Source organism: Streptomyces bullii, from assembly GCF_042657145.1.
Taxonomy (GTDB): domain Bacteria; phylum Actinomycetota; class Actinomycetes; order Streptomycetales; family Streptomycetaceae; genus Streptomyces; species Streptomyces bullii.
Genome location: NZ_JBHSNY010000010.1, coordinates 438,759 through 450,701 on the forward strand (window position 1 = coordinate 438,759; position 11,943 = coordinate 450,701).

7 protein-coding genes are annotated in these 11,943 nt (G+C 72.1%); 2 read left to right on the forward strand and 5 right to left on the reverse strand.

Annotated elements, in window-relative coordinates:
* Positions 1-274: 274 nt before the first annotated feature.
* The 4 genes from ald to ACFPZJ_RS29205 all read right to left on the reverse strand — a co-directional run bounded on the left by ald (position 275) and on the right by ACFPZJ_RS29205 (position 6,198).
* Complete coding sequence (gene ald / locus ACFPZJ_RS29190) at positions 275-1,399, reverse strand: alanine dehydrogenase (protein WP_381027647.1); 1,125 nt, start codon at positions 1,397-1,399, stop codon at positions 275-277.
* A gap of 136 nt (positions 1,400-1,535) precedes the next feature.
* Entirely contained in the window at positions 1,536-3,602 is a 2,067-nt protein-coding gene (locus ACFPZJ_RS29195) for a tetratricopeptide repeat protein (RefSeq protein ID WP_381027649.1), read from the reverse strand.
* 185 nt (positions 3,603-3,787) lie between these two features.
* Complete coding sequence (locus ACFPZJ_RS29200) at positions 3,788-4,414, reverse strand: NUDIX domain-containing protein (RefSeq protein WP_381027651.1); 627 nt, start codon at positions 4,412-4,414, stop codon at positions 3,788-3,790.
* A 95-nt stretch (positions 4,415-4,509) separates the two neighbouring features.
* Entirely contained in the window at positions 4,510-6,198 is a 1,689-nt protein-coding gene (locus tag ACFPZJ_RS29205; protein WP_381027653.1) for a CTP synthase, read from the reverse strand.
* 530 nt (positions 6,199-6,728) lie between these two features.
* On the opposite strand from ACFPZJ_RS29205, the gene ACFPZJ_RS29210 reads away from it, so the two are divergent.
* Together ACFPZJ_RS29210 and ACFPZJ_RS29215 are read left to right on the forward strand one after the other, a co-directional pair.
* Complete coding sequence (locus ACFPZJ_RS29210) at positions 6,729-8,531, forward strand: glycoside hydrolase family 15 protein (RefSeq protein ID WP_381027656.1); 1,803 nt, start codon at positions 6,729-6,731, stop codon at positions 8,529-8,531.
* Positions 8,532-8,806: 275 nt separating this feature from the next.
* Positions 8,807-10,438 (forward strand): PucR family transcriptional regulator, encoded by a 1,632-nt coding sequence (locus tag ACFPZJ_RS29215; protein ID WP_381027658.1) that lies wholly within the window; start codon positions 8,807-8,809, stop codon positions 10,436-10,438.
* A 23-nt stretch (positions 10,439-10,461) separates the two neighbouring features.
* On the opposite strand, the gene ACFPZJ_RS29220 is transcribed toward ACFPZJ_RS29215, so the two are convergent.
* The gene (locus ACFPZJ_RS29220) at positions 10,462-11,604 is read right to left on the reverse strand and encodes a glycosyltransferase family 4 protein (protein ID WP_381027660.1); all 1,143 of its coding nucleotides are present in this window, start codon (positions 11,602-11,604) and stop codon (positions 10,462-10,464) included.
* Positions 11,605-11,943: the final 339 nt, after the last annotated feature.

Consider the following 11,943-nt stretch of genomic DNA (forward strand, 5'->3'; position numbering starts at 1 on the left):
GTCGGCGGTCCGCAGCAACACAATCCGCCGGACCCGGCCCGATGTGTCGGCAATGAAACATCCCGCTGTCAAGGGCGTACGGCCGTCGCACGGCAGGTTTCACCGGTGTGCGAATCGGTTGAAGGGTTGCGTTCGAGGCGAGTTGCCCGAGCGGTGCGAAGTGACCATACACACATCCGGCCGGACCTTGCGGGCAAGGTCCGGCCGGATACGCGGCGTTGACGAGCGATGTTGACGTATCGCCTTTTACCTACGGATGACTTGATCCCGCCGGTCAGCCGAGCAGCGAGTCGAGCTCCACGTGCTCCAGACCGTGCGCCTCGGCGACCTCGCGGTAAACGACCTTGCCGTCATGGGTGTTGAGGCCCTTGGCCAGGGCGGGGTCGCGGCGCAGCGCCTCCACCCAGCCGTGGTCGGCCAGTTCGACGATGTACGGCAGGGTGGCATTGGTCAGCGCGTACGTCGACGTGTTGGGCACCGCGCCGGGCATGTTGGCGACGCAGTAGAAGACCGACTCGTGGACCTGGAAGGTCGGCTCGGCGTGGGTCGTCGGGCGGGAGTCCTCGAAGCAGCCGCCCTGGTCGATCGCGATGTCGACAAGGACACTTCCCGGCTTCATCCGCGCGACCAGCTCGTTGGTGACCAGCTTCGGCGCCTTGGCGCCCGGGATGAGGACGGCGCCGATGACGAGGTCGGCGTCGAGGACGGCCTTCTCGAGCTCGAAGGAGTTGGACATGACGGCCTTGACCTTCGTGCCGAAGATCCTGTCGGCCTCGCGCAGTTTGTTGATGTCACGGTCGAGCAGGGTGACGTCGAAGCCCATGCCGACGGCGATCTGGGTGGCGTTCCAGCCGGAGACGCCGCCGCCGATGACGACGGCCTTGGCCGGGGGGACGCCCGGCACGCCGCCCGGCAGCACACCGCGGCCGCCGTTGGCGCGCATCAGGTGATAGGCGCCGACCTGCGGGGCCAGCCGGCCCGCGACCTCGGACATGGGGGCCAGCAGCGGGAGCGCGCGGCTGGGCAGCTCGACCGTCTCGTACGCGATGGCGGTGGTGCCGGACTCCAGCAGGGCGTCCGTGCACTCCTTGGAGGCGGCCAGGTGCAGGTAGGTGAAGAGGATCTGGTCCTTGCGGAGGCGGTGGTACTCCTCGGCGATGGGCTCCTTGACCTTCAGCAGCAGGTCGGCGGCGGCCCACACCTCGTCCGCCGTGTCCAGGATCTCGGCGCCGGCGGCGACGTACTCGTCGTCGATGATCGACGAGCCGACCCCGGCGCCGCGCTCGACGACGACCTGGTGGCCGTGGCGCACCAGCTCGTGCACGCCGGCGGGGGTGATGGCCACCCGGAACTCGTTGTTCTTGACCTCGCGGGGAATGCCGACCTTCACGTCGATCACGGTCCTTGGCTCAGAGGGTATGGGGGTATTACTACACATACCCGGGCACACACGGGCACACCGGGAGAGACCGCAGGAGAACGTGCGGCAGAGCCAGTCTAATGAAGGCGTTCCCGCTGTCTAGCCTTTCATTGCATCAATCTTCAGCGGATGCGCTGCGGATTTCGCAGGCGTTAGCTCCTTGTTCCAGGTCCGAGTCGTCCTGGGCGGTCTCCACGGGGTCCTCTGCCAGCAGCCGGTCGGCCGCGCCCCGGTGCAGCCGGGCCGCCACGGGGTCGCCGAGGTGGTCCAGGGTGTCGGCGACCCGCAGGTGCAGAGCTGCCTGCAACCGGGTGTCCTCCGCCCGCCGCGCCCACTCCACCGCCTCCCGGCAGGTGCGCAGCGACTCCTCGGGCCGCCCGGCGTACTCCTGGACCCGCGCCAGTTCGCTCAATGCCCGCGCCTGCGCGGCGAGATCACCGGTCTTGCGGTACCCGGCGACGGCCGCCCGCCAGTTGCGCAGCGCCTCGCCGTAGCGCCCGGCGTAGGTGTGGGCGGCGGCGATACGGCCGTACAGCCGGGCGGCGTCCGCGCGCTCGTCCCGGGCGAGCCGCTCGACCAGGGCCCGGCCGAACCAGTCGGCGGCCCGGTCGTAGTCGCCGAGCTCCAGGTGGGCGCCGCCTACGGATTCCATCGCGCGGCCGGTCGCGTACGGGTCGTTCGCCTCGCGCCCGGCGTCCAGCGCGGCCCGGTAGCGCGCCAGCGCCTCGGCGTTGCGGCCGGTGCGGGCGTCGAGGTCACCGAGGTTCAGCAGGGCGGCGGCCTTCTCGCGGGGCAGCTTGCGCCGCTCGGCCACGTCCAGGACGAGGCTGTGGATGCCGTACAGGTCGGCCGCGGCGGCCTGTGTGCCGACGTGCGCGACCATGGCCCGCACCAGCTGGGACATCAGCCGGCGGGCCAGGGTGTCCAGCTCCCCGTCGGCGACCGCGAGACGGGCCGCGGCCAGCAGGGCGGGCCGGCGCACGCGCAGCCAGTCGGCGGCGGCCCGGGGGCTCGGGAAGCGCAGCGCCTTGGGCAGGGTGAGGAGCTTCTCGCGGGCCTGCGGGCTGTCGGTCTCGGTGATGGCCCGGCAGGACTGCAGCAGCCGCAGGGTCCGCTCCAGCATGCGGGCGCGGGCCAGCTGGAGCTCGGCGGGTTTGTCCTTGGTCTGGGCGAGGTGGCGCAGCATGGGGTGCAGACAGCCGGGCACCTCGTACCCGGGCAGCTGCGAGTCCGCCGTGTGCAGGAAGCCGAGGGCGACGAGGTCGTCCAGGGTGGTGCGGGCGCTGTCGACCGAGCAGCCGGTGAGCGCGGAGGCGATCTGCGGATCGACCAGACCGGCCGGGGCGAGCGAGAGCAGGCGCAGCATCCGGGCGGCGCTGCCGGGCAGCGAGGCGTAGGCGAGCCGGAAGACACGGCTGAGCGGTGTGCCCTCGGCGTCCTCGGCGCGCAGTTGCTTGGCAAGGTCGGAGACGGCCGCCTTGGGCCGGGCAGCGAGCCAGCCGCCGGCCAGCATCAGCGCGGCGGGCTGTCCCTGGCACACCTCGGCGAGAGTCTCGGCGGACCGGGGGTCGACGGTGATGCGGACCGAGCCGGTGTGCCGGGACAGCAGCTCCACCCCCGACTTGGTGTCGAGGCCGCCCAGGGTGCACGGGCGGACGTCCGCGATCCCGGTGAGCGGGCCCTGGGAGACGGCGACGACCAGACAGCCGGGGGTCTCGGGCAGCAGGGCGCCGACCTGCTCGGCGTCGGCCGCGTCGTCGAGCAGCAGCAGGATCCTGCGGTCGGCGAGCGCGGTGCGCAGCTCGGCGGTGAGGTCGTCCTCGGCGGCCCCGGCCGGGGCCGTGACGTCCAGAGCGGTCAGCAGGTCCCGCGCGGCGCGCTCCACGGGGACGGGCGTGCCGTCCGGCTCGCTCAGCCGCGCCCGCAGCACCCCGTCGGGGTAGCGGTCGGCGACCTGCCGTACCAGCTCCTCGGCGAGGGCGGTGCGACCGGTGCCGGGCCGGCCGGCGATGAGCAGCACCCGCGCGCGGGGGGCCTTGCGGCCGGCGAGGGTGTCCAGGCCGGTGCGCTCGATGTCGGCGCGCAGCTCCTTCACCTCGCGTGTGCGGCCCAGGAACCGACTCTCCCCGACCAGCTGTCCGGAGAGCTGCACGCCGCTTGTGTCCACCGCCTGATCCGTCACGGGCCACACTCCCGTCCCACCGCACACGCAAGCCCGCCGGGACTCCGGATCGGGCGTCTCAGAGCCTAGTTCACGCTCTGCTACGTCCCGGGTGGAGCGCGGCGGGCAGGTCCCTCGATCGGATCAGCAGATGGTCACACCACGGTCGGTGCGGCCGTCGCGGCCACCGCCGGTGCGGGACGGATTCAGGCCTCGAACGGACGGGCCGGCCACGGCGCCTCCGCCGGCCGCAGCGCGTCGAGTCCGTCACCGTCGCGCGCGGCGACGAGCGAGAGGACTCCGACGACGAGGCAGTTGTTGTGCAGCTCGCCGGCCAGCACCCCGCGCACGACGTCCGCCACCGGCACCCGGGCGATCTCCATGTCGGCCTCTTCGTGCTCCACCTCGAAGCGCTCGCCCTCGGCCTCGGACAGGTCCCGGGCGAGGAAGATCCGTACCGCCTCGTCGCAGCCGCCCGGCGTGGTGTAGACGTCGGTCAGCACCCGCCAGTCCTCGGCCTTGACGTGCGCCTCCTCGTACAGCTCGCGCTGGGCGGCGTGCAGCGGGTTCTCGCCGGGCACGTCGAGCAGGCCCGCCGGGATCTCCCACAGCTTGTGGCGCACCGGGTGACGGTACTGGCGCAGGACCAGGACACGGTCGGCGTCGTCCAGCGCGAGGACGGCCACCGAGCCGGGGTGCACCTGGTAGTCGCGGGTGGCGACCGTGCCGTCCGGCATGACCACGTCGTCCGTGCGGACGGAGGTCTTGTTCCCCACGAAGGGGGTGTCCGTCGCCCGGATCTCCCACTCCTCGGGGGTGTCCTTGATGGTCATGCCCTGTCCCTCCATGTACGCAAAGCCGTCCGGAAAAGCAGCCGGGGTGCTCACCTTGTGAAGGTATGCACCCCGGCCACCGTACAACTGGTGTGTTACTCGGAATTCTTCCCCGCGCCCTGGCCCTGCCGGCGCTCGACAGCGGCCTTCACCAGACCGGCGAAGAGCGGGTGCGGACGCGTCGGCCGCGAGCGCAGCTCGGGGTGCGCCTGGGTCGCGACCAGGTAGGGGTGCACCTCGCGCGGGTACTCCACATACTCGACGAGCTTGCCGTCCGGCGAGGTGCCGGAGAACACGATGCCCGCCTTCTTCTCCAGTTCCGCGCGGTAGGCGTTGTTCACCTCGTAGCGGTGGCGGTGCCGCTCCTCGACGTACTCCTTGCCGTCGTACACCTCGCGCACGATCGAGCCCTCGGCCAGCTTGGCCGGGTACATGCCCAGCCGCATGGTGCCGCCCATGTCGCCCTCGCCCGCGACGATGTCGAGCTGCTCGGCCATGGTGGAGATGACCGGGTGGGCGGTGGCCGGGTCGAACTCGGTGGAGTTGGCGTCGGAGATGTCGGCCAGGTTCCGCGCGGCCTCGATCACGATGCACTGCAGGCCCAGGCACAGGCCCAGCAGCGGGATCCGGTTCTCGCGGGCGTACTTGATCGCGCCGACCTTGCCCAGCACACCGCGGTCGCCGAAGCCGCCCGGGATGCAGATGCCGTCGACGTCCTCCAGCTGCGCCTTGGCGCCGGCCGGGGTCTTGCAGTCGTCGGAGGTGACCCACTTGATCTTCACGCGGGCCCGGTTGGCGAAGCCGCCGGCGCGCAGCGCCTCGGTGACCGACAGATAGGCGTCGGGCAGGTCGATGTACTTGCCGACCAGCGCGAGGGTGATCTCGTGGTCGGGGTTGTGGACGCGGTCGAGCAGGTCGTCCCAGGTCGTCCAGTCCACGTCGCGGAAGGGCAGGTCCAGCTTGCGTACGACGTAGGCGTCCAGGCCCTCGCCGTGCACGGTCTTCGGAATGTCGTAGATCGAGCGGGCGTCGGGGCAGGCGACGACGGCGGCCTCGTCGACGTCGCACATCAGCGAGATCTTCCGCTTGATCGCCGTGGGCACCTCGCGGTCGCAGCGCAGCACGATCGCGTCTGGCTGGATACCGATGTTGCGCAGCGCCGCAACCGAGTGCTGGGTCGGCTTCGTCTTGAGTTCTCCCGAGGGCCCGATGTAAGGCAGGAGGGAGATGTGGACGACGAAGACGTTGTCGCGGCCGACCTCGTGCCTGACCTGGCGGACGGTCTCCAGGAACGGCAGCGACTCGATGTCGCCGACCGTGCCGCCGACCTCCGTGATCACGACGTCGACCTCGTCCGTCGCCATGCGGCGGATGCGGTGCTTGATCTCGTTGGTGATGTGCGGGATGACCTGCACGGTGTCGCCCAGGTACTCGCCGCGCCGCTCCTTGGCGATCACCGTCGAGTACACCTGGCCGGTGGTGACGTTGGCCGAGCCGTCGAGGTCGCGGTCGAGGAAGCGCTCGTAGTGGCCGATGTCCAGGTCGGTCTCGGCGCCGTCGTTGGTGACGAACACCTCACCGTGCTGGAAGGGGTTCATCGTGCCCGGGTCGACGTTCAGGTACGGGTCGAGCTTCTGCATCACGACGCGCAGACCGCGGGCCTTCAGCAGCATGCCGAGGCTGGAGGCGGTCAGGCCCTTGCCGAGAGAGGAGGCGACACCCCCGGTGACGAAGATGTGCTTGGTCGTCGTGGCTGTGCTGTTTCGGAAAGCAGCGGGCGGCATGGCCAAGAGGGGGCTCCCGTGGTCGCGGTCTGTGGGTGCGGTGCGGCTGCCTGCCGGAAGTTTCCGGGGTGCCGTCGCTGCGGTTCGGGGGTTCCCTGTCGAAGATTCCCCTCCGGGGAAGGGGCCCACCGGTCCACGGGCTACCAGCGTATCAGCGCCGCGCGGGGATGGCTTCCGGCCACGCTCCGCACACGCGCCGACACGGACACGCGCTCCCACACCGCTCTCTCACCCGTTGCTCACTCGTTCGGCGTACTCCCCTTGCCGGGAGCGGCACACAGACCATCTACGTGCGTCGTATCCTGCTCGGACACTCGCTGCCGAGCCCGACCGGCCACACGGCACCACCCCCGACCGTAGACAACCGGAACAACGAGAGCTCGGCAGTTCGTTGAGCAACAATTGGCGTTTTGCGTCACGGCAGAGCGGCTGTTTTGCTTCATCGCTCAACGACGCATGACAAGAACCCCTTGACCGCACTAGCGACAGCCCCTTTGTGGGGTGACGTGGCCGTTCGACTGGAGTTGCACGTGGCCGGGCGCATCGAAGACTACGCACTCATCGGAGACATGCAGACCGCTGCCCTGGTCTGCCGGGACGGGACAGTGGACTGGCTGTGCCTGCCCCGCTTCGACTCGCATGCCATCTTCGCCGGTCTGCTGGGCAATGAGGAACACGGCTTCTGGCGGCTCGGGCCCGCGCACGCCTCCGACCAGCAGCCGCCCACCGCGGCCCGGCGCAGCTACCGGGGCGACTCGCTGATCCTGGAGTCCGAGTGGGACACCCAGCGCGGCACGGTGCGGGTGACCGACTTCATGCCTCCCCGTGACGGCGCCCCGCAGCTCGTCCGCATCGTGGAGGGCGTCTCGGGCCGCGTTCCGATGCGCTCGGCCCTGCGGATGCGGTTCTCGTACGGCCGCGTGGTGCCGTGGGTGCACAAGCACGAGGGGCGCACGGTGGCGGTCGCCGGCCCGGACAGCGTGTGGTTCGACACACACGCCGAGACCTACGGCAAGTCGCTGACCACGTACGCGGACTTCACGGTCGCTCCGGGTGACCGGATCGCGTTCACCATCTCCTGGCAGCCCTCGCACAAGGAGCCGCCGCCGCTGCCCGAGCCGGAGCAGTCGCTGGAGGCGACGGAGGAGTTCTGGCGCGAGTGGGTCGAGCACTGTACGTACCACGGCCCCTACCGCGAGGCCGTGATCCGCTCGCTGATCACGCTGAAGGCCCTGACGTACGCCCCGACCGGCGGCATCGTCGCCGCGCCCACCACCTCCCTGCCGGAGGACATCGGCGGTGTCCGCAACTGGGACTACCGCTACACCTGGCTGCGCGACGCGGCGATCACCCTGTCGTCGCTGCTGCGCACCGGCTACCGCGAGGAGGCCCGCGCCTGGCGCGAGTGGCTGCTGCGGGCGGTGGCCGGCGATCCCGAGAACCTGCAGATCATGTACGGCATCGCCGGTGAGCGCGAGCTCGGCGAGGCGGAGCTGGACTGGCTGCCCGGCTACGAGAACTCCGCCCCGGTCCGGGTCGGCAACGGCGCCGCGCACCAGCTCCAGCTGGACGTGTACGGCGAGGTCACCGAGGCCCTGCACCTGGCCCACATGACGGGGCTGGCCCGCAGCGACTACGCCTCGCTGCTCCAGCTGAAGCTGATCCGCTACCTGGAGGACCACTGGCAGGAGCCGGACGAGGGCATCTGGGAGGTGCGCGGCCCGCGCCGCCACTTCGTGCACTCCAAGGTGATGGCCTGGGTTGCCGTCGACCGCACCATCAAGCTGATCGAGTCCGGTGACGTGGACGGCCCGCTGGAGCGCTGGAAGGAGCTGCGGGACGAGATCCACCGGGACGTGTGCGAGAAGGGCTACGACAAGGAGCGCAACACCTTCACGCAGTCCTACGGCTCGAAGGAGCTGGACGCCTCGCTGCTGCTGATTCCGCAGATGGGCTTCCTGCCGCCCGACGACAAGCGTGTCATCGGCACCATCGAGGCGATCCAGCGGGAGCTGTCCACGCCGGACGGCTTCATCCTGCGCTACCCGACGCACGGGGACGACGAGGGCGTCGACGGCCTGCCCGGCGACGAGGGCGCTTTCCTGGCCTGCTCGTTCTGGATGGCCGACGACCTGGCGATGATCGGCCGCGTGGACGAGGCCCGCAAGCTGTTCGAGAAGCTGCTGTCGCTGCGCAACGACCTCGGTCTGCTGGCGGAGGAGTGGGACCCGCGTTTGCAGCGCCAGGTCGGCAACTTCCCGCAGGCGTTCAGCCACGTGCCACTGATCGACACGGCTCTGCGGCTGACGGCTTCGGGCGCGTACGGCGGCTAGCGGGGCCTGCGCGCCGTCAGAGGGCGTTCCCCCGCCGGGTCGGCGGCCGTCGCCGGAGCCGGGCGGGTCGGCCGTCGCAACGCGCAGCGGCTCCCCGGGCAGGCCCGCGCCTGCGCGGGCAACGGCTGCCACGCTGACGTCCATGGCCGCGCCCCTACCCGGGCGGTCACGCGTCAATCCGCCGTGGTGATCGGCTCTCGGGCCGCGGCCCGGCAGTGGGCGGTCCCGCCGTGCGGAGATGTCCAGGACGCGGGCGCGCGGGTAGCGTCCGGCGCATGGACAGCGGATTCGACACGCACGGCGCCGGGATCACCGTTCAGCGGGCGCTGGAGCTGCCCGGGCTGAGCGGCGGGCTGCCCGAGGTGCTGGCGGGCGCGGACCGGCTGGGGCGCACGGTGCGCTGGGTGCACGCGGGCGAGGTGCCGCACATCGCCTCGCTGCTCAAGGGCGGCGAGCTGCTGCTGACCACCGGCTACGGCCTGGGCACCCGGCCGGCCGAGCAGCGGGCGTTCGTGCGGACCCTGGCCGACCGGGGCATCGCGGCCCTCGTCGTGGAGCTCGGGCCGCGCTTCACGCGCCTGCCCGCCGCTCTGGTCGACACGGCCCGCGCGGCCGGTCTGCCCCTCGTCCAGCTGCACCGCGAGGTGCCGTTCGTGACGGTCACGGAGGAGATCCACACCGAGATCGTCAACGGCCACTACGCGCTGCTGCAACGCGCCGAGGAGGTGCACCGTCGCTGTACGGAGGCACTGCTGGGTGGCGGCGGGATCCCCCAAGTCCTCGAAATCCTGGCCGACTTCAGCGACAACCCGGTCTTCCTGGAGACCGCGGAGGGCCGTCTGCTGTACGCCGCCGGGGCGGGCCCCGAGGGCGCCGATCCGCTGCAGGTGTGGGAGGGGCTGCGGGGCCAGCACAAGGACCAGCCGCCCCTGGCGGGCTCGCTGCTGGTGGACGTACCGGGCGGCGGCCCCGGCACCACCGGCGTGCGCGCCCGGCTGGTGCTGCTCCCCGTACGGGCCGCGCTGGCGCCGGTGCACCGCATGGCGGCCGAGCGGGCAGCGGGCATCCTCGCCGTGGTGCTGATGCAGGCGCGCCAGGAGGAGGAGCTGGCGGCGCGTGGACGCGGCGACTTCCTCACCGACCTCGCCGAGGGCCGTATCACCGCGCAGGACGCGCCCGCGCAGGCGCGCGTGCTGGGCTTCAGGCCGGGCGACAGCCCGCTGCTGCCGGTGGTGATGCGGCTCGGCGACACCCTCGCCCCGGGCGGTGCCTGGGCGGTGCTGGCCCGCGCGGTCGGGGAGGAGCTGGCCTCGGTGGGCGTGCCGGTCCTGCTGGGCGTACGCCCGGTGGAGGGCCGTGTGCCGCTGCTGCTCGGGCTGCGCGCGGAGTCGGAGCGGCCGGCGGTGGCAGACCGGGTCGCGGCGGCCCTGCGGGCCGGTGCGGAGCGGGCCGGGATGCTGCGGCCGGGCGCGCAGCCGCCCGTGGTGGTCGTCGGGGTGGCCGGCGGCTGGGCGGCTGCGTCGGCGGGGCTGCGGCACGCGGCGGAGACGGCGACCGCCGCGCAGGGGCTGCCGGACCGCCCGTGGTACGACGCGCGCCGCCTCGACATCGACCTGTTGCTGTGGCGGCTGCGCGACCATCCGGACCTGGCGGCTTTCGTGGACCGCGCCATCGGCCCGTTGCGGGACCATGACCACCGCTCCAGACCGCCGCTGCTGCCCACCCTGGAGACTTACCTGGCCCACGCGGGCCGCAAGGCGGAGACGGCCCGCGAACTGCACCTCAACCGGCAGACCCTCTACAACCGGCTCGCCCGCATCGGCGAGTTGCTCGGCACGGACCTCGACGACCCGCAGACGGTGCTGGCCCTGAGCCTGGCGCTGCGGGCACGACGCCACGTGGCTTAGATGTGGCGGCGCCTGGAGCCTGCTCAGAGCAAGGGCTGTGGCTGGGTCAACTCGTCGTAGATGCTGAGCACTTGGGCGACCGTCTCGTCCTCGGTGGGCCAGGTGGCCGCCTGCCGGACGCCCTTCTCCCTCATCCGTTCCCGGCGCTCGGGGTCGCCGAGCAGGCGTACGACGGCGTCGGCGAGCGCCCGCGCGTCCCCGTACGGGACGAGTTCGGCTGCGTCGCCGACGAGTTCGGGGATGCCTCCGACGGCGGTCGCCACGAGCGGCACGCGCGCGAGGAGGGCTTCCTGGGCGAGGACGGAGCGTGCCTCCCAGCGGCTGGGCAGCAGCGCGAGATCGGCAGCGGCGAGCAGCTCCGGAACGTCCTCGCGCCGGCCGATGAGCCGGACCGGCAGTTCCTCCTCCTCGATGCGCTGCTGGAGTGCGGCACGCAGCGACCCCTCCCCCGCGATCACCACCAGCGGCACGGGATCGAGGCGGCGCCACGCGCGCGTGGCGTCCAGCAGGACGTCGTACCCCCGGTGCGGCTCCAGGGAGCCGACGGCCATCAGCAACGGGCGCCCGATGGCGCCGAGTTCGGCCCGGGCCTTGGGGCGCTGCCGGTCGGGATCGTCGGGCTCGACGGGCCGCCGGGGACCCGGGAGGGCGACGGCGGCCAGCCGCGCGTCCCGTGCGCCGGTCCGGCGCGCCCGGTCCACCAGCGCGGAGGTCGTCCCGAGCACCACGGTGGCCGCCTTCGCCACCCGCCGTTCCAGCAGCCGCAGCAGCTGGGCGCGCGCCCCCTCGGCGTGCGCCCGGTCGTGCCAGGTGACCACGAGCGGGGTCCGTACGCGCCTCCCGCTGAGCGCGAGCACGGTACGGAAGGAGGCGTGCAGCCCGTGCGCGTGCACCAGGTCGGCGTTCGCGCAGGCCGCCCGCAGGGCCGCCACCGACACCGGATCGCTGCTGCGCGGCACGTGCACATGGCCGGCGCCGACGCCGGTGAAGTCGTAGGCGTGGTCGGCCTCGAAGGGGGCGCACACCGTGACCTTCACGCCCCGCGCGACGAGCCCCGCGGCCAGGGAGCGCACGTGCGCGCTGCTGGCGGCGTTGCCTCCGCCCAGCACCTGCACGGTGCGCAGCGGCGACTGACCGTGCGACGAGGGGCTGCTCACGGGCGTCACGTGGCCGGGGCTCCTGGTTCGGGTCGGGCGGTCACGAAGAAAGTGGCGGTCACGAAGAAAGTACAGAAGGAATCAGCGCGGGAGACGTCTCGCGCGGTTTCCTACGCGTACACCGCCAAGGATGCCAGGGCGTACGGGGGTTCCGGGAACGGCGAACACCGCGACCGTACGGCTGCCGCGGCAACGAGACGGACAGCGTCACTCACACGAGTGACCCCGGCGTCCTGCTGCCCGGGCCGCCTCGCTCACCTTGTCGCCGTACACCGCCGCCGCCACGACGACCGCCGCGTGCGCGACCAGTCGGGCCCGGGAGGCACCGGCGACGACGGCCCCCCCCCC

Excerpts from the sequence above, each read along its gene's own strand:
- ACFPZJ_RS29200 (WP_381027651.1), bottom strand. The coding sequence starts at position 4,414 with ATGACCATCAAGGACACCCCCGAGGAGTGGGAGATCCGGGCGACGGAC.
- ACFPZJ_RS29205 (WP_381027653.1), bottom strand. The coding sequence starts at position 6,198 with ATGCCGCCCGCTGCTTTCCGAAACAGCACAGCCACGACGACCAAGCAC.
- ACFPZJ_RS29215 (WP_381027658.1), top strand. The coding sequence starts at position 8,807 with ATGGACAGCGGATTCGACACGCACGGCGCCGGGATCACCGTTCAGCGG.